The sequence below is a fragment of the Achromobacter sp. GQ309 genome (assembly GCF_059759315.1).
The window spans coordinates 38,361-56,664 of the sequence record NZ_JCAXDP010000008.1 but is presented as its reverse complement, the minus strand read 5'-3'; the positions used below and the strand labels follow the sequence as shown (position 1 = coordinate 56,664).

The window sequence follows — 18,304 nt, the reverse complement described above, 5'->3', positions numbered from 1 at the left end:
AGAAACGCAAATGGATACCCTGATTCCTTTTGACTACGGCACGCTGCGCGTGGTGTGGTGGGTGCTGCTGGGCGCATTGCTCATCGGCTTTGCCGTCATGGACGGCTTCGACCTGGGCGTGGCGGCGCTGTTGCCGGTGGTCGCCAAGACGGACGCCGAGCGCCGCATCGTGATCAACGTGGTGGGGCCGGTCTGGGAAGGCAACCAGGTCTGGCTCATCACGGCGGGCGGCGCCATCTTCGCCGCGTGGCCGTTGCTGTATGCCGCCTCGTTTTCGGGCTTTTACCTGGCGATGATGCTGGTGCTGCTGGCGCTGATCCTGCGGCCGGTCGGCTTCAAGTACCGCAGCAAGATGGAAGGCACGCGCTGGCGCAACCGTTGGGACGCCGTGCTGTGCTTCTCCGGTGTGCTGGCGTCGCTGGTGTTCGGTGTGGCCATGGGCAACATCATCCTGGGCGTACCGTTCACGTATGACGCGATGACGCTGCGTCCGATGTACGAAGGGCACTTCTTTCAGCTGTTCATGCCTTTTGCCTTGCTGGCGGGCGTGCTGAGCGTGGTGATGCTTGCCATGCACGGCGCGGTGCTGCTGGCCTGGCGTACGGACGATCCCGTGTCCTCGCGGGCGCGCAACTGGGGCCGCCTGTGCGCGGTGCTGACGGCGGCGCTGTTCGTGGCCGGCGGCTTCTGGGTCGCGGGCGGCGTGGCGGGACACACGATCACCAGCGCGATCGACATGGCTGCGCCGTCGGATCCGATGCTCAAGTCCGTGTCGGTGCAGACCGGGGCCTGGATGGCCAACTACGCGAAGTGGCCGTGGATGTGGATCGCGCCCGCGCTGGGCGTGGCCGGCGCCGTGCTCGCGGCGCTGCTGCTTACCGTGCGCGCCAACATGCTGGCGTTCCTGGCGTCCTCGACGTCCATCGCCGGCGTGATCCTGACGGTGGGCTTCTCGCTCTTCCCGTTCATCATGCCGTCGTCGTCGAATCCGAAGGCCGGGCTGACGGTCTGGGACGGTTCGTCCAGCCACCTGACGCTGTGGATCATGGTGATCGCCGTGGCGATCTTCCTGCCCATCGTGACCCTCTACACCGGCTGGGTGTATCGCGTCATGCGCGGCAAGGTCACCCATGAATCGGTGGGCGACACGCCCAACTCGTACTGATAAAGGAGCCTCCACCATGTGGTATTTCTCGTGGATCCTCGGCCTCGGCCTGGCGTGCGCATTCGCCATTCTCAATGCGATGTGGTTCGAGCTGCGCGAAGGTCAGACGCATGACCCGAAAGCCAGCCGCGACGTCGAGTGAGTAACGGCGCAAGCAGCCTCGAGCACGACCCGTCGGCGTCTCTGCAGAAGCCGCCGCGCGAGCAGTCGCGGTGGCTGATGGGGCTGGCCCGGTCGGCACGGTTCCCGCTGATGCTGGCGGGCGCCGCGCCGCTGGTCAGCGGCGCCCTGCTGGTCGTGCAGGCCTGGCTGCTGGCCAGGGTGCTCGATTCGGCCATCGTCGGTCATGTGCCGCGGCATGAACTGATTGGCGGCATCGCCGCCATCGCAGGGCTGATGCTGGTGCGCGCATGCATCACGTGGGCGGGCGAGCGCGCTGGCGCGGATGCGTCCGAACGCATCAAGCGCCACGTGCGCCAGTCCCTGTTCCAACGGCTGGTGCAGAAGGGCCCTTACTGGAGCCGCGGCAAGGCGTCGGGTGAACTGGCGAGCGCCGTGGTCGACCAGGTAGAGGCGCTGGATGGCTTCTTTGCCAAATACCTGCCCGCGATGGCCGCGGCGGCAATGCTGCCGGTGGCGTTTTCGGTGGTGCTGCTGCCGGTGGATGTGATCGCCGGCCTGGTGCTGTTGATCACCGCGCCGCTGATTCCGCTGTTCATGGCGCTGGTGGGGTGGGGGGCGCAAGGCGCCAGCCGCCGTCACCTGCGTGCCTTCGCCCGCCTGTCGGGCTTTTTCGCGGACCGCCTGCGCGGGCTGTCCACCCTGAAACTGTATGGGCGCGCGCAGGCCGAGGCGCAGTCCGTCGTGGCGGCCAGCGATGCGCTGCGCCAGCGGACGATGTCGGTGCTGCGCATCGCGTTCCTGTCGTCGGCCGTACTGGAATTCTTCGCCGCGCTGGGCGTGGCGGGTGTTGCGGTGTACATCGGCCTGACGTACCTGGGATTCCTGGACGTGCGCTGGTCACCGCTGACCTTGCAGGCCGGACTGTTCTGCCTGTTGATGGCGCCCGAGGTCTATGCGCCGCTGCGCCAGTTTGCCGCCCACTATCACGACCGCGCGACGGCGCTGGCTGCCGTGACGCAGATCGCCGTCCTGTTCGATGGGCTGCCGCAAGCCGATGCCGAAGACACGTCCGCACTGCGCGGCCAACCCGCGCACGCGGGCAAGGGCGCGGTGGTTACCGTGGAAGGTCTGCGCGCCGAGGCGCCGGGCCGTGGCCAGCCGGTGCTCGCAAATGCTGCCCTGGTCCTGGCGCCGGGTGAGCACGTGGCGCTGATGGGACCGAGCGGCGTCGGCAAATCCACGCTCATCGAGGCCATCGCCCGTCTGCGGCCGGCCAGCGGCGAAATCCGCATTGATGGCTTGCCGCTGGCGCAATGGGATGAAGCCGCCTTGCGTCAGCGCGTGGCGCTGATCGGCCAGCGGCCGCAGTTGCTGGCCGGATCGATCGCCGACAACATCCGGCTGGGGCAGCCCGGCGCCACGGATGCACAGGTGCAGGACGCCGCGCGCCGCGCCTGCGTGCTGGAATTCACGCAAGACCTCCCGCACGGCCTGGACACCGCTCTGGGCAGCCGCGGCCATGGCTTGTCCGGCGGACAGGCGCAGCGCGTAGCGCTGGCCCGTCTGTTCCTGCGGGACCCTGGCCTGATCCTGCTGGACGAACCTACCGCGCATCTGGATGAAGCGACGCAGGCTCGGGTGCTGGACGAGATCCTGCAATTCTCCGCTGGCCGCACCCTGGTGCTGGCGACGCATTCGCCGGCAGTGGCCGCGCGATTTGGCCGGGTGGCGCGCGTCGCCAACGGCGCGGTGAAAGACGCATGAAGAATCTGTTGTTGCTCCTGCCCTTGTACGCGCGCCGCAAAGGCGGGCTTTTACTCGCATTGTTCTGTGCGTTGGCGACCGTCGCGGCCGGCGTCGGGTTGCTGGGCGTGTCGGGGTGGTTTCTGACCGGCGCGTTCCTGGCCGGCGCCGGCAGCGTATTCAACCTGTTCGCGCCCTCCGCGCTGGTGCGCGGGCTGTCATTCCTGCGCATCGTGTCGCGCTACGCCGACCGCGTGGTCGGGCATGCCGCCACCTTGCGCCTGCTAGCGGATCTGCGCGCCATGGTGTTTGCGGCGCTGACCCGGCTGACGCCGCGCCAGCTTTCGCGTTATCGCAGCGGCGACCTGGTCGCCCGCATGACGAACGACGTCGATGCGCTGGATACGGTATTTCTGTTTGTGCTGGCGCCACTGGCCACCGCAATACTTGCCGGGGCGGTGCTCACCGCCGTGCTGGGGCAATGGGTGCCGGCCGCGGCGCTGATTTTTGCATTGGCCCTGTTGACCGCGTGCGTGGTGGTGCCCTTGTGGCTATTGCGCGCGGCGCGCAAACCGGGCGTGTCGGCGCAGGAAAGTGCGGCAGGATTGCGCGCCGCCACGCTGGACGCCGTGGAGGGTCACGCGGACATGGTTGCCCTGCATGCGCAGGAGCAGACGCTGGCGCACTTCGAGCGTCTGTGCGAGGCAAGCGCTCTGGCGCGACGCAGCCAGGCACGGGTGGCGGTGCGCGGACAATGGTTCCTGCAGGTGGCCGCAGGTGTGGCGGTGTTGGCGCTGCTGTGGTTCGGTCTCGCCGGGCTTGAGTCGGGACGGATCGAAGGCCCTCTCCTGGCCGGTCTGCTGCTGGCCGTCATCGGCATCTTCGAGGTTGCCGGCCCGATCATGCGGGGCGCATCCCGGATGGGTTCCGCGATGTCGGCGGCGGCGCGCATCCGCGAGATCACGCAAAGCGAACCTGACATGCAGGATCCGGCGATGCCGCGCCCGCTGCCCACTCACGGTGCGTTGGAGCTGGCGGGTGTGCGCTTTGCGTACCCGGCCCGCGCAGCAGGCGACAGTGCGCCGGTGCTGCAGGACGTCAACCTGCGGATCGAGCCGGGCGAACGCGTGGCGATCGTGGGCGCCAGCGGCGCGGGCAAGTCCACGCTGCTGCATCTGATCCTCAGGCTCGAGGATCCGCAGGACGGGCAGGTCCGATTCGGCGGTCGCGATGCGCGCGAATGCGCACAGGCGGACTGGCATCGGCGGATCGTCCTGCTGTCGCAGGACGCGCCGGTGTTTCTGGGTACGCTTCGCACCAATCTGTTGATCGGCGATCCCGATGCCGACGATGCCGCGTTGTGGCGCGCCCTGGATGCGGCACGGCTTGGCGATTTCGTGCGCGGCCTGCCCGATGGCCTGGACACGTGGGCCGGCGAGACGGGTTCGCAGTTGTCGGCCGGGCAGGCACGGCGCCTGTGTCTGGCCAGAGCCTTGCTGGCGCCTGCCGCCGTCATCGTGCTGGACGAACCGACCGCGGGATTGGACGCCGCGGCCGAAACCGCGTTCTTCGCGGATCTTGCGCAGGCGGTACGCGGGCGCACCGTGGTGCTGGCCACGCATGCGGCATTGCCCGACGGTGCGGTGCATCGTTGCCATGTGTTGCGCGATGGGCAATTGCATGACATGTCATCGCGCGCGGCAATCCTGGCTTAAGCGCAGCGGCGCGGTTATAGTTCGCCTTGCTTCAATTCTTCAGGGCCGATTCCATGCAGACCGACAACGCCGAGTTCATCCGGCGCACCATCCGCAGCGTTCCGGACTGGCCCCAACCCGGTGTCACGTTCCGCGACATCACGCCGGTGCTGCAGGACCCTCGTGCGTTCCGTGTCCTGATCGATCTCTTCGTCTATCGCTACATGCGCCAGCGCCTGGATCTGGTGGCGGGTGTGGACGCGCGCGGCTTCATCGTGGGCAGCGTGCTGGCTTATGAACTGAATCTGGGGTTCGTGCCCGTGCGCAAGAAGGGCAAGCTGCCCTATCGCACAGTGGCCGAGGAATACTCGCTGGAATACGGCAATGCCGCCGTCGAGATGCATACCGATTCGGTCCGCACGGGCCAGCGCGTCCTGCTGGTGGACGATCTGATCGCCACCGGGGGCACCATGCTCGCGGCCATCAAGCTGCTGCAGCGCCTGGGCGCCAACGTGGTGGAAGCCGCCGCCATCATCGACCTGCCGGATCTCGGCGGCTCGGCCAAGGTGGCCGCGACCGGCACGCCGCTTTACACGGTCTGTCAGTACGGCGCGGACACGACGCCGTAGTCCGTGTTGTCGTGATGGCGCCGCAGCTCGGCGCCGCCCTTCAGCACCATTTGCCAGTTACGCCTCCGACAAGCGCGGCTGGATGAAGTCCAGGAACGCCTTCGTCTTGGCGGGCAGCATGCGCGAAGGCAGCAGCGCAAACAAGGGCAGGGGGGTCAGACTCCATTCCGGCAACACGCGCACCAGGCCCGTCTGCTTGATGGCGCGCTCCATCGCATCAAACACCAGCAGCGGCGTGATGCCCAACCCCTGGCCGGCCAATCGCCCCAGCATCCCCACGTTATTGGCCGACAGGCGGCCAGACACCTGAACGCGTTCCACCTTGTCGCCCGAATGGAGCATCCAGAAGGACGACTCCTCGCGCATGGTCGGGCGCAGGCATTCGTGGTGCGTCAGGTCCGCCGGCACACGCGGTTCTCCATGGCGCGCCAGGTATTCGGGCGACGCATAGAGCTGGTGCGCCATCAGCACGATCTTGCGCGAGATGAGGCTGGAATCGGGCTGCTGCCCAAAGCGCAGGATCAGGTCGAACGGATTGCTGATGGGATCGATCGGGCGCATGCTCAGGTCGAAGTCGCACTCGATATCGGGATGCTGTTCGCGGAACTCGCGGATCACGGCGGGCAGGAACAACTGCGCAAGGCTGGTGGGCAGCGAGATCCGCAGGCGCCCCTTGGGCTGCACTGCCATGTCCAGCAACTGATCGTGCGCGATGCGCGCCTCTTCGACGATGTGACGGCAGCGTTCGAAATAGATTGCGCCCGCTTCGGTCAGGTCGATCTTGCGGGTGCTGCGATTGAGCAGCCGCATGCCGACGCTGCGTTCCAGCTCGCTGACCCGGCGCGACAGCGTGGAGGTCGGGATATTCAGGGCTTCGGCGGCGTGGCTGAAGTTCTTGCGCTTGGCGACCTCGACGAATAGCGCGATGTCGTTAAGCTGGATGTCCATGAATGCCCTCGAGACTCAAATTTCCATTTCTGGCAGATTCGTATGATAAATGGAATTATTGTCCCGCCAGTAGAAATGTCTATTTCTCCGGATTGCACAACAGTTCCATTACGCGCCGCGTTCAGATTGCGTTACCTAGCTTGCGCGAAACTGAATTAACTTAACGCCTGCGCGCATGGTGCATCAGTCTGGCGAGCAGGTTCATATGCCGTGTCCCGCACGGATACGACTTGCAATTGTCCCATCCGTGCAAATATGTTCACCAAATTAAGGGTTTTTACTAGGGCCTAATAGCCAGATACTTCGTCCCAGCAATCAAATTGTCATATCGAATGCCGCCAACCCGGCGCAAGACGATGTGCAACGTTTAGGATGGAGTCATCTCAATGAAAGCCCTAGCAACCGCACTCATGGTTACCGCTACCCTGGTCGGCATGTCCGCCGCTCACGCCGATGGCAAGACGCGTGAACAAGTCCAGCAGGAACTGCAAGCCGCCAAGGCCGCAGGCACCGTCACCTTTGGTGAACTGGACTATCCGCCCGCCGTCGCCCAGACCACCAGCCTGTCGCGCGAACAGGTTCAGCAGGAATTGCAAAGCGCCAAGGCCGCAGGTCAGGTGACGAGCGCTGAACTGGATTACCCGCCCAAGACCGTGGCGCAGACCGCCGGCAAGAGCCGTGCAGAAGTCCGCCAGGAATTGGCCGACGCCAAGGCGCGCGGCGAATACACGTTTGGCGAACTGGACTACCCGCCCAAGGGCCGCTGATTTCCAGCGCTGGCGCGCCGCGCCGCCCCGCAGGTCACCGAAAGAACCCCTTGTGACGCCGAGGGGTTTTTTTGCGCCCCGGGTTTTTATCTGTGCGGAAACAGTGTGGCGTTTACGCCGCACAACTATTCCGCCTGCACTACATATGTTGCCGGCCGGAAGGGCAAGGAAAGCCGCATCTGATCTCGCGATATTCTGATGCGAGCAATGATTCATATTTGAGATCAAGGCCTTACCGAGCTTTTTGGAACAAGGCGAGCCTTCAGTTTCGCGTCATTATCCCAGCCATGGAAAGTAGTTCGTCGAAATCCGGGTTACTACGAACTGCTACAAGCCGGACACTACGCCCAGTGCATCGCCGCTCGATTCAACGTTGCGGCATGCGAGGGCCCGCGGTGTTCGGCGGCGCCCCGCAATGCGCCTTTCATCTCGCCATTTTGGGGATTCAAATGAAGAAGACGTTTTTGGCCGTCGCGTTGCTGACCGGCTTTGCCGGCGCCGCGCAGGCCGCCGATTCCGTGACGCTGTACGGCCTGATCGATGCTGGCCTCGGTTACGAAAAAGTGAAGTTCAAGGGCAATTCGCAGAGCCGCATCGGTGCGGTTCAGGGCGTGAGCAGCGGTTCGCGCTTTGGCCTGCGCGGCACGGAAGACCTGGGCGACGGCCTGCGCGCCGTGTTCACGCTGGAAGGCGGCTTCGGTCCCCTGAACGGCAAGTCGCTGCAGAACGACCGTCTGTTCGGCCGCCAAGCGACGGTTGGCCTGGACAGTGATTCTTGGGGCCGTCTGGAATTCGGCCGTCAGACGAACCTGGCGTCGAAGTACTTCGGCTCGATCGACCCGTTCTCGATCAGCTACAACAACGCCAACATGGGTACGACGTTCGGCAGCGCCAACACGATGCGCCTGGACAACATGGTCCTGTATCAAACCCCCAGCCTGGGCGGTTTGAAGGTCGGCCTCGGCTACGCGTTCAGCGCGGACGACACCGTCACGGACACGACGCAGAAGGGCTTTGCCACGGGCAACAACAACCGTGTGATCACCGCCGGTGTGCAATATGTCAACGGCCCGCTGAATCTGGCGGCCGCCTATGACCGCTTCAACCCGTCCAACGACCGCGTCGGCGGCAAGGACGCAGCGCGCATCCAGGAATACATCGTCGGCGGTTCGTACGACTTTGAAGTCGTGAAGATCGCGGCGGCTTTCGGCCAGACGCGTGATGGCTGGTTCGTCGGCCAGAACATGGGCACGACGCCCGACGGTATGAACAAGCTGGGTTCGTTCAAGCTGGCAGATGGCTTCCGCGCCAATTCGTACATGATCGGCGCCACCGTGCCGATGGGCCGCCACGCCGTGTTCGGCTCGTGGCAGCGCGCCACCGCCAGCAACGACAAGCTGACGGGCGACGACGCAACGTTCAACGTGTACAGCCTTGGCTACACGTACGACTTCACCAAGCGCACGAACCTGTACGCGTACGCCTCGTATGGCGACAACTACGCGTTCCAGCACGACGCGACCGACACGGCTGTCGCCGTCGGCCTGCGCCACCGTTTCTAAGCGTCAGGACGTCCGGCTGGACCTTGCTGAATGTGCGGGCCATTCTCCGTGGACCGCTGAGTGACAGCGAACCCCCCCTAGATCGGGTTCAGCCGGGCGCGCTTTGCGCACAGAAGGGAAGGGCCTCCGCAAGGAGGCCCTCTCGCATTCAGGACATCTGAATCGCAGCGGCTACAGGAAGAGCTTGTACGCCGGGTTGTCGGTTTCGTTCCAATGCGGATAGCCCAGTTCCGCCACGAAGTTGCGGAACTGCTTCTTGTCCGCCGGCGGCACCTGGATGCCGATCAGGATGCGGCCATAGTCGGCACCCTGGTTGCGGTAATGGAACAGGCTGATGTTCCAGTCGGGATTCATCGCGTTCAGAAAGCGCATCAGAGCGCCCGGCCGCTCGGGGAATTCAAAGCGGTACAGCAGTTCGTTGCGCGCCAGCGCCGAACGGCCGCCCACCATGTGGCGCAAGTGGGTCTTGGCCATTTCGTCGTGGGTCAGGTCCAGCGTGTCGAAGCCGTGGCGGCGGAAATTCGCCGCGATCTTGTCAGGTTCTGCGGCCGAAGACACCTGGATGCCGACGAATACGTGGGCGCGGTCCGCGTCCGAGATGCGGTAGTTGAATTCGGTGACGCTGCGTTCGCCCACCAGTTCGCAGAAGCGGCGGAAGCTACCGCGCTGCTCGGGCATGGTGACCGCGAAGACGGCCTCGCGCATTTCGCCGACCTCGGCGCGTTCGGACACGAAGCGCAGCCGGTCGAAGTTCATGTTGGCGCCGCAGGCAATCGCCACCAGCGTCTTGTTTTTCAGATTGTGTTCGGCCGCGTACTGCTTGGCGCCGGCCACGGCCATCGCGCCGGCCGGCTCCAGCACGCTGCGCGTGTCCTGAAAGACATCCTTGATGGCGGCGCAGATCGCATCGGTGTTGACCACCACGTAGTCGTCCACATATTTGCGCGCCAGCTTGAAGGTCTCGGCGCCCACCATCTTGACTGCTGTGCCGTCCGAGAACAGGCCCACGTCGTTCAACTGAACGCGGCGGCCCGCGCGCACGCTGCGCAGCATGGCGTCGGAGTCCTCGGTCTGCACGCCGATGATCTTGATCTCGGGGCGCAGCTGCTTGATGTAGGCCGCCACCCCGGCGATGAGGCCGCCGCCGCCGATCGCCACGAAGATCGCGTCGATGTGGCCGGGATGCTGGCGCAGGATTTCCATGCCCACGGTGCCCTGGCCGGCGATCACGTCGGGATCGTCGAACGGATGGACGAAGGTCAGCTTCTCTTTCTTTTCCAGCACCTGCGCATGCGCGTAGGCGTCCGAAAAGCTCTCACCGGCCAGCACGACCTCGCCGCCCAGGCGGCGCACGGCGTCGATCTTGACCTGCGGGCTGGTCGTGGGCATGACGATCACGGCGCGGCAGCCAAGCCGGCTTGCCGCCAACGCAACGCCCTGGGCGTGGTTGCCGGCCGAGGCCGCGATCACGCCGCGATTGCGCGCCGCCGGCGTGAGGTTGGCCATCTTGTTGTACGCGCCGCGCAGCTTGAAGCTGAACACCGCCTGGGTATCTTCGCGCTTGAGCAACATCGTGTTCGACATCCGCTGCGACAGCAGCGGCGCCGCCTCGAGCGGGGATTCGACCGCGACGTCGTAAACCTTGGAAGTCAGGATGCGTTTCAGATAATCAGTGGACATGGACCGCGCAACAGGCAAGAGTGAGGACTGGCCAAGATTATTGCAGGGAAATGCGTGTCGCCTTCCGGGATTCCCGCGGCTACACTGCCGCAACCATGGAAGAAAGTCTCTTATCCGCAGTTCATTGGCTCCTGGGCGTGCTGGCATTGCCCTCAGTCGGCCTGTCGGCCATCTTCACCGTTTCGCTCGTGTCCGCGACGCTGCTGCCCCTGGGCTCCGAGCCGGCGGTGTTCGGCTACATCAAGCTTTCGCCGGACATGTTCTGGCCCGCCATCCTGGTGGCCACCGCAGGCAACACCGTGGGCGGGGCCATCAGCTACGCCATGGGACTGGGCGCCGAAAAGGCGGTCGAGCGCTGGAAGGAAAAGCACCCGCATCCGCATCCGAAGGCAACCGAGGGTGGCCGCATGCGCGGCCGCTGGAACGAGCGCGCCCATGACTGGCTGCACCGGATGGGACCGCCCGCGCTGCTGTTGTCCTGGTTGCCCGCGGTGGGCGATCCCCTATGCGCGGTTGCCGGCTGGTTGCGCCTGTCGTTCTGGCCCTGCGTGTTCTACATGGCCATCGGCAAATTCATGCGCTATCTGTTCATGACCGCCGGGCTGCTCTGGTTCTTTCCTGGAAAAATCTAGCCCTGACGCCGGACTTAAACGGGGACGGTACATGCCGTCCCCGGCGCGCTTTTGGACGCCTTGCCAGACTTATTAGGGGTCAAGTCGGGACAATGGCATAAAATACTTTTTTAAGGGCCCCCTCTTGCCGCCATGAACGCCCCACTCGCCAGCCACATCTTGAACGGGGCGATGCCGCCCGCCGCACCCGCGCGATTGCGCGAAATCCCCTATAACTACACGTCGTTTTCCGACCGCGAAATCGTGGGCCGGTTATTGGGTGAAGACGCCTGGAGCCTGCTGAGCGACCTGCGCGGCGAGCGCCGCACCGGCCGTTCCGCCCGGATGCTCTACGAAGTGCTGGGCGACATCTGGGTCGTGCGCCGCAATCCCTATCTGCAGGACGACCTGCTCGACAATCCCAAGCGCCGCAAGCAGCTCATCGAAGCGCTGCATCACCGCCTGGGCGAAATCGACAAGCGCCGCGACCCGAGCGCGCCCGCTGAAGCCGGCCACGATCCGCATCGCGACGAAAAGGTCGTCGGTCTGCTGGCCCGGGCGCGTTCCGCCATTGCGGCGTTTGAGGGCGAATTCGACCAGACCGCCATGATGCGCAAGCAGGCGCAGAAGGTGCTGGGCCGCATCACGGCGCGCGACAACATCAAGTTCGACGGCCTGTCGCGCGTGTCGCACGTCACGGACGCGACCGACTGGCGCGTGGAGTACCCCTTCGTGGTGCTGACGCCGGACACCGAGGACGAGATCGCCGCGCTGGTCACCGCCTGTATTGAACTGGGCCTGACCATCGTGCCGCGCGGCGGCGGCACCGGCTACACCGGCGGCGCCATTCCGCTGACCTGGAAGTCGGCGGTCATCAACACCGAAAAATTCGACAAGCTGGGCAAGGTCGAGTCCTGTATCCTGCCCGGCCTCACCGAGCCCGTCGCGGTCATCCATGCCGGCGCCGGCGTGGTCACCAAGCGCGTTTCCGAAGCGGCCGAGGCCGCCGGCTTCGTGTTCGCCGTGGACCCGACGTCCGCCGAAGCCTCGTGCGTGGGCGGCAACATCGCCATGAACGCCGGCGGCAAGAAGGCCGTGCTGTGGGGCACCGCGCTGGACAACCTGGCCTGGTGGCGCATGGTTGATCCGGACGGCAACTGGCTGGAAGTCACGCGCCTGGACCACAACATGGGCAAGATCCATGACGTGGAAGTGGCCCGTTTCGAGCTCAAGTGGTTCGACGGCAAGGGCAAGCCCGGCGAGCGCCTGCTCAAAACCGAAACGCTGGAAATCCAGGGCCGCGTGTTCCGCAAGGAAGGCCTGGGCAAGGACGTGACGGACAAGTTCCTGGCGGGGCTGCCCGGCATCCAGAAGGAAGGCTGCGACGGTCTCATCACGTCGGCGCGCTGGGTGCTGCACCGCATGCCGCGCCATACGCGCACCGTCTGTATGGAGTTCTTCGGGCAGGCGCGCGACGCCATCCCGTCGATCGTCGAGGTCAAGGGCTACCTGGACGGCGAAGGCAAGGCGCGCGGCGCCATCCTGGCCGGCCTGGAGCATCTGGACGAACGCTACCTGCGCGCGGTCGGCTACGCCACCAAGAGCAAGCGCGGCGTGCTGCCCAAGATGGTCCTGATCGGCGACATCGTCGGCGACGATGACGACGCAGTGGCCGCGGCCGCCAGCGAAGTCGTACGCCTGGCCAACACGCGTCACGGCGAGGGCTTTGTCGCCGTCAGCGCCGAGGCGCGCAAGAAATTCTGGCTGGACCGCTCGCGCACCGCCGCGATCGCGCGTCACACCAACGCCTTCAAGATCAACGAAGACGTCGTGATCCCGCTGCCCCGCATGGGCGAATACACGGATCACATCGAGCGCATCAACATCGAACTGTCGACCAGCAACAAGCTCAAGCTGCTGGGCGAGCTTGACGCGTACCTGTGCACGCCGCTGCCGGTCGGCAAGATCGACGACGCCGACATCGAGACCACGCGCGCCGAGGTGCTGGCCGAACGTACCCGACAGGCCATCGAACTGATCGCCGCCACGCGCCAGCGCTGGCAGTGGCTGCTGGACAACCTGGACCTGCCGCTGGGCGATGCGCTGCCGCAACTCGAAGGCCTTGGCCTGGGCGAGCTTCACGCCACGCTGACCGCCCGCCTGGCGGCACAACCCGGGGCCCGCGTCTTCGACGTGGTGCAGGACCGCACCATCCGCGTCTCCTGGAAGACCGAAGTGCTGGCCGGCCTGCAGCGCGCCTTCTCGGGCGCCGCGTACAAGAAAATCGTCGACGAGCTCGTCGCCATCCATGCCCGCGTGCTTAAGAGCCGCGTGTTCGTCGCGCTGCATATGCACGCAGGCGACGGTAACGTGCACACCAACATCCCGGTCAACTCGGATGACTACGAAATGCTGCGCGAGGCCCACGCGGCCGTCGAGCGCATCATGCAGATCGCGCGCGACCTGGATGGCGTGATTTCGGGCGAGCACGGCATCGGCCTGACCAAGTACGAGTTCCTGACCGAAGCCGAACTGGCCCCGTTCCAGGACTACAAGCGGCGCGTGGACCCCAACGGCCACTTCAATGCCGGCAAGCTCATGCCCGGCGCGGACCTGCGCCACGCCTGGACGCCCAGCTTCAATCTGATGGGCCACGAGTCGCTGATCATGCAGCAGAGCGACATCGGCGCCATCTCGGAATCCATCAAGGACTGCCTGCGCTGCGGCAAGTGCAAGCCGGTGTGCGCCACGCACGTGCCGCGCGCGAACCTGTTGTATTCGCCCCGCAACAAGATCCTGGCGACGTCGCTGCTGGTCGAGGCCTTCCTGTACGAAGAACAGACCCGTCGCGGCGTGAGTCTCAAGCACTGGGAAGAATTCGAGGACGTGGCCGACCACTGCACCGTCTGCCACAAGTGCTACAACCCCTGTCCGGTCGATATCGATTTCGGCGACGTGTCGATGAACATGCGCGCCGTGCTGCGCCGCATGGGCCGCAAGTCGTTCAATCCGGGCACGGCCAGCGCCATGTTCTTCCTGAACGCCAAGGATCCGGCCACCATCAACGCCACCCGCAAGGCGATGGTGGGCGTGGGCTACAAGGTGCAGCGCGCCGCGCACGACCTGTTCTCGGGCTTGGTCAAGAAGCAGACCGCCAAGCCGCCAGCCACGGTGGGCAAACCGCCGCTGCGCGAGCAGGTGGTGCACTTCGTGAACAAGAAGATGCCCGGCGGACTGCCCAAGCAGGCCGCACGCAAGCTGCTCGACATCGAAGACGCGAACTACGTGCCGATCATCCGCGATCCCAAGGCCACCACGGCCGATACGGAAGCGGTGTTCTACTTCCCGGGCTGCGGTTCCGAGCGCCTGTTCTCGCAAGTGGGCCTGGCTACGCAGGCGATGCTTTGGCATGCGGGCGTGCAGACCGTGCTGCCGCCGGGTTACCTGTGCTGCGGCTATCCCCAGCGCGGCAACGGCATGACGGACAAGGCCGAGCAGATCATCACCGACAACCGGGTGCTGTTCCACCGCGTGGCCAACACGCTGAACTACCTGGACATCAAGACCGTGGTGGTCAGCTGCGGCACCTGCTACGACCAGCTTGCCGGGTATGAATTCGAAAAGATCTTCCCCGGCTGCCGGCTGATCGACATCCACGAATACCTGCTGGAAAAAGGCATCAAGCTGGAAGGCGCCAAGGGCGTGCGCTACATGTACCACGACCCCTGCCACACGCCGATGAAACTGCAGGAACCCATGAAGACGGTGCGGGCGCTGGTGGGCGATGGCGCGGTCAAGAGCGACCGCTGCTGCGGCGAGTCGGGCACGTTGGCGGTCAGCCGTCCGGACATCTCGACGCAGGTGCGCTTCCGCAAGCAGGAAGAACTGCTCAAGGGCGATGCCGCGATGCGCAGCGACGGCTTCACGGGCGACGTGAAGGTCCTGACCTCGTGCCCGTCGTGCCTGCAGGGCTTGTCGCGTTACGAGGGCGACACCAAGATGGAAGCCGACTACATCGTGGTCGAGATGGCCCGCCACATCCTGGGCGAAGGCTGGATGGAAGACTACGTGCGCCGGGCGAACGCAGGCGGGATCGAACGCGTCCTGGTGTAGGCCTCAGCACGCGCCAAACGGAAACCGCGGCCAGCGATGGCCGCGGTTTTTTTTGCGCCGTCGGACTGGGGGCCGGGCGTGTTTTGCCGGACTGAAAAGCCCTCTTGAAACTCCAAAAACCGATCCCATACTCGGACTGAAGCGATCAGACCTGCGGTCGCGCAAGTCGCGGCTGTGATGGGCCTGCATCGGTCCCTTTTTTCGTTCGAGGAGACCTTCATGAGCAACTTTCCTTTCAGCGATAACGGCTTTGCCAGCGCGTTCGACGCGATCCAGGAACACATGGGCCGCGTGCTGCGCAATGCCGGCGTACCTGCTGCCTTGCGGGCGACGCCGCAGGCGTACTTCCCACCCGTCAACGTCGGCGTGTCGGGCGATTCCATCGAAGTCGTCGCCTTCGTGCCCGGCATGGACCCCGAAGGCCTGAACGTGTCGATCGAGAAGAGCCTGCTGACCATCAGCGGTGAACGCAAGCCGCAGGAGCTTCCCGAAGGCGCCCGCTATTACGCGCGCGAACGTACGCAGGGCCGCTACACGCGCATCATCGAGCTGCCTGCAGACGCGGATCCCGACAACGTGCAGGCGCGCTATACGGACGGCTGCCTCGCCATTTCCATCAAGCGTAAGGAATCGGCCAAGCCGCGCACCGTGACCGTGCAGTGACCCGCCAACGCAACCGCATAGGAGTATCGATCATGAATGAACGCAAAGACCTGACCGTGCCCGCCGAAGCGGCCGTGTCTGACAAGCGCGACGGGCGCGGCGTGACCGTGCCGGCCGTGGACATCTACGAGGACAAGGAAGGCATCACGCTGCTTGCGGATCTGCCGGGCGTGTCCAAGGAAAGGCTGCGCATCAACGTCGAGGCCGACGTGCTGCAGATCGAAGGCGAAGCTGCCGTCGAGACCCCCAGCGACCTGCGGCTGGTGCTGGGCGAAATGCGCGCGCCGCTCTTTCGCCGGTCGTTCCGGTTGGGACAGGAGTTCGACCGCGCGCAGATCAGCGCGAGCCTGAAGCAGGGCCTTCTGACGCTGCGCATTCCGCGCGTGCGCGAGGCGCAGCCGCGGCAGATTCCTGTCGTGGCGGGGTGATCCGGGCATAAGGGCGCCATTTGCGACACAGGTGTCAGACACCCGTTGAGATGGCGGCGCAAGCTGACGACCCTCTCCGCCGGGTGTCTGACACCGTCTCAAACACGCCCATGAAAAAAGCCGCGGTCCGATGACCGCGGCTTTCCCATTGCTGCATGACGCCGAGGCGATCACTCCAGCTTGATGTTCGCCTTCTTGATGACGTCCGCCCAGGCGCTGCGCTCCTGATCGGCGTACGTCTTGAAGTCCTGCGCCGACATCGGCATGGGGATGACGCCCATGTCCAGCATCTTCGGCGACACCGCGGGCGACTTGAGCGTGGCGTCCAGATCCGCGGACAGCTTCTTCACCACTGCTTCAGGCAGACCGGCCGGGCCGACCAGGCCTTGCCAGGCGTAGGCCGTGAAATTGGCGACGCCCTGTTCGGCCATCGTCGGGACATCCGGCAGCACCGTCACGCGTTCGGGCGTGGCGGCGGCGAGCACACGCAGCTTGCCGGCCTTGACGTTGGGCAGGCCCGAACCCAGATCGATGAACATCATGTCCACCTGGCCGCCCAGCAGATCCTGGATGGCGGGCGCGGCGCCCTTGTACGGGACGTGCAGCACGTTGGCGCCGGTGCGCTGCTTGAACAGTTCCAGCGCCAGGTGATGCGGCGAACCTGCGCCGGCGGAGGCCGACGTCAGCTTGCCGGGTTCCTTCCTGGCCGCGGCGAGCACGTCTTCGACCGTCTTGTACGGCGAGTTGACGTTCACGGCCAGCAGCAGCGGGAACTTGGCGATGCCGCCGATGTAGGTGAACTTGGCGGGGTCGTACGACAGCTTGGCGTACAGCGACGAATTGAAGGCCAGCGTGCCCGAGTCGGCGGTGCCCACCAGGTAGCCGTTCGGTTCCGCCTGGGCGATGGCCGTGGCGCCAATGATGGTGCCGGCGCCCGGACGGTTCTCGACCACGATGGTCTGGCCCAGCGTCTTTTCCAGGCTGCTGGCCACCGTGCGTGCGACCACGTCGGTGCCGCCGCCGGCGGGGTAGGGAACGATCCAGCGGACCGGTTGCGTGGGCCAGGACTGGGCTGCGGCCGCGGTGGCGGCCAGCGATAGGGCGGCAAGCGCCAGCAGGCGCTTTGCGTGCTTGTGCATGGAGTGTCTCCTCGTGCGGGGTATCGTGAGCGCGGCGTCCGCGTGTTGATCGACGTCAACTTGCGCCGCATATTTTTTGCGTGGCTATTATGCCTTGCGCCTACGCAAAAAGGGGCCCGTGATCTGGGCCCCCTAAAATCGTCGCGCGCCAGCCTATTGCCGCTGCGACAAGTCCGCGTGGGTCCGCGTTATTGCGGATCCGGATAGTGCCGCGCGCCAAAGATGGCCGAACCGATGCGCACCTCCGTCGAGCCTTCCTCGATGGCCAGTTCGAAGTCGCCGCTCATGCCCATCGACAGACGGTCCAGCGCCACGCCGGGAATGTTCTCCTGCACCAGACCATCACGCAGCTCGCGCAGCGCGCGAAAGCACGCGCGGACTTCGTCGGCATCGGGCGAGTTGACCGCCAGGGTCATGAGGCCCTGCACACGCAGCGTCGGGTATTCCGAGGCAATGCGGCGCAGGAAGGGGCCGACCTCCTCGGGCTCCATGCCGAACTTGCTGGGCTCGGACGAGGTCTTGACCTGCACCAGCACGTCCAGCGTGCGGCCCTCATTTTGCAGACGGCGGTGCAGGGCATCGGCCAGCTCCACGCGGTCCAGGGATTGCACTTCCGCCGCGTCGCGCGCGGCATCCTTGGCCTTGTTGGTCTGCAGGTGGCCGATCAGCACCCATTGCAGCCCGTCGCCTTCGAACGCGGCGGCCTTCTGGCGGATCTCCTGCGTCTTGTTTTCGCCAAAGCGCGTCAGGCCCAGCGCCATCGCCTCGCGGATGGCGTCCTCGCCGAACGTCTTGCTGACGGGCAGCAAAGTCACGCTGCCCGGTGCGCGGCCCGCGCGCTCGCAGGCCTCGTGGATGCGTTGCTGGATCTGGGCGAGGCGCCCGGCCATGGTGTCTTCGGCGGTCATGCAGCTCTCTGGCAAAAACAGGAAGTCCCATAGTGTAGGACGTGTTTCGGGCCCGCCGCCGGGCGGGTATCCGCCGCCCCGAATCCCGCCGTTGACCCTGTCTGATCGGCAGGCTTAGAATTTGCGGAGAT

Annotated in this window: 15 protein-coding genes; 11 read left to right on the top strand and 4 right to left on the bottom strand. The window is 65.3% G+C overall.

All coding sequences use genetic code 11. The features are described 5' to 3' along the window. Positions 1-10 precede the first annotated feature (10 nt). The 5 genes from cydB to AC6CIE_RS23260 are packed head-to-tail and all read left to right on the top strand — an operon-like array spanning position 11 to position 5,354. Entirely contained in the window at positions 11-1,165 is a 1,155-nt protein-coding gene (gene cydB / locus AC6CIE_RS23280) for a cytochrome d ubiquinol oxidase subunit II (protein WP_498094218.1), read from the top strand. Positions 1,166-1,181: 16 nt separating this feature from the next. Further along, positions 1,182-1,307: a cytochrome bd-I oxidase subunit CydX gene (cydX, locus tag AC6CIE_RS23275; RefSeq protein WP_175122043.1), complete on the top strand. Its 126-nt coding sequence runs from the start codon at positions 1,182-1,184 to the stop codon at positions 1,305-1,307. Beyond that, complete coding sequence (cydD, locus tag AC6CIE_RS23270; RefSeq protein ID WP_498094216.1) at positions 1,304-3,052, top strand: thiol reductant ABC exporter subunit CydD; 1,749 nt, start codon at positions 1,304-1,306, stop codon at positions 3,050-3,052. The genes cydX and cydD overlap by 4 nt, the downstream gene beginning before the upstream one ends. Further along, entirely contained in the window at positions 3,049-4,746 is a 1,698-nt protein-coding gene (gene cydC / locus AC6CIE_RS23265; RefSeq protein ID WP_498094214.1) for a thiol reductant ABC exporter subunit CydC, read from the top strand. Before cydD ends, cydC begins: the two co-directional genes overlap by 4 nt. Before the next feature lie 53 nt (positions 4,747-4,799). Next, the gene (locus AC6CIE_RS23260; protein ID WP_056319625.1) at positions 4,800-5,354 is read left to right on the top strand and encodes an adenine phosphoribosyltransferase; all 555 of its coding nucleotides are present in this window, start codon (positions 4,800-4,802) and stop codon (positions 5,352-5,354) included. A 57-nt stretch (positions 5,355-5,411) separates the two neighbouring features. Here the strand turns inward: AC6CIE_RS23260 and AC6CIE_RS23255 are convergent, their stop codons facing one another. Continuing rightward, a complete protein-coding gene (locus AC6CIE_RS23255; RefSeq protein WP_175138999.1) occupies positions 5,412-6,302 on the bottom strand; it encodes a LysR family transcriptional regulator in 891 nt (296 codons plus the stop codon). Between the two features lie 386 nt (positions 6,303-6,688). Here AC6CIE_RS23255 and AC6CIE_RS23250 point away from each other — a divergent pair, with 386 nt between their 5' ends. Both AC6CIE_RS23250 and AC6CIE_RS23245 read left to right on the top strand, forming a co-directional pair. After that, positions 6,689-7,069, top strand: a complete 381-nt coding sequence (locus AC6CIE_RS23250) for a DUF4148 domain-containing protein (protein WP_105241081.1) — start codon at positions 6,689-6,691, stop codon at positions 7,067-7,069. A gap of 449 nt (positions 7,070-7,518) precedes the next feature. Beyond that, positions 7,519-8,631, top strand: coding sequence for a porin (locus AC6CIE_RS23245; RefSeq protein WP_175122047.1), 1,113 nt, complete (start codon positions 7,519-7,521; stop codon positions 8,629-8,631). Positions 8,632-8,802: 171 nt separating this feature from the next. On the opposite strand, the gene ilvA is transcribed toward AC6CIE_RS23245, so the two are convergent. Beyond that, positions 8,803-10,311 (bottom strand): threonine ammonia-lyase, biosynthetic, encoded by a 1,509-nt coding sequence (gene ilvA / locus AC6CIE_RS23240; RefSeq protein WP_175122048.1) that lies wholly within the window; start codon positions 10,309-10,311, stop codon positions 8,803-8,805. Positions 10,312-10,406: 95 nt separating this feature from the next. Between ilvA and AC6CIE_RS23235 the strand changes: the two genes are divergently transcribed. The 4 genes from AC6CIE_RS23235 to AC6CIE_RS23220 all read left to right on the top strand — a co-directional run bounded on the left by AC6CIE_RS23235 (position 10,407) and on the right by AC6CIE_RS23220 (position 16,126). Next, positions 10,407-10,943, top strand: a complete 537-nt coding sequence (locus tag AC6CIE_RS23235; RefSeq protein ID WP_175122049.1) for a YqaA family protein — start codon at positions 10,407-10,409, stop codon at positions 10,941-10,943. A gap of 132 nt (positions 10,944-11,075) precedes the next feature. Beyond that, on the top strand, positions 11,076-15,035 hold the full coding sequence (locus tag AC6CIE_RS23230) for a DUF3683 domain-containing protein (RefSeq protein WP_498094212.1): 3,960 nt from the start codon (positions 11,076-11,078) through the stop codon (positions 15,033-15,035). Between the two features lie 219 nt (positions 15,036-15,254). Continuing rightward, the gene (locus AC6CIE_RS23225) at positions 15,255-15,698 is read left to right on the top strand and encodes an Hsp20/alpha crystallin family protein (protein WP_218342604.1); all 444 of its coding nucleotides are present in this window, start codon (positions 15,255-15,257) and stop codon (positions 15,696-15,698) included. Positions 15,699-15,730: 32 nt separating this feature from the next. Then, the gene (locus AC6CIE_RS23220) at positions 15,731-16,126 is read left to right on the top strand and encodes an Hsp20/alpha crystallin family protein (RefSeq protein WP_175186343.1); all 396 of its coding nucleotides are present in this window, start codon (positions 15,731-15,733) and stop codon (positions 16,124-16,126) included. 170 nt (positions 16,127-16,296) lie between these two features. On the opposite strand, the gene AC6CIE_RS23215 is transcribed toward AC6CIE_RS23220, so the two are convergent. Continuing rightward, positions 16,297-17,265, bottom strand: coding sequence for a Bug family tripartite tricarboxylate transporter substrate binding protein (locus AC6CIE_RS23215; protein ID WP_498094210.1), 969 nt, complete (start codon positions 17,263-17,265; stop codon positions 16,297-16,299). A gap of 188 nt (positions 17,266-17,453) precedes the next feature. Next, positions 17,454-18,173 carry a YggS family pyridoxal phosphate-dependent enzyme gene (locus tag AC6CIE_RS23210; protein WP_279973807.1) on the bottom strand — a complete coding sequence of 240 codons (720 nt, stop codon included), beginning with the start codon at positions 18,171-18,173 and terminating at the stop codon, positions 17,454-17,456. Between the last annotated feature and the right edge of the window lie 131 nt (positions 18,174-18,304).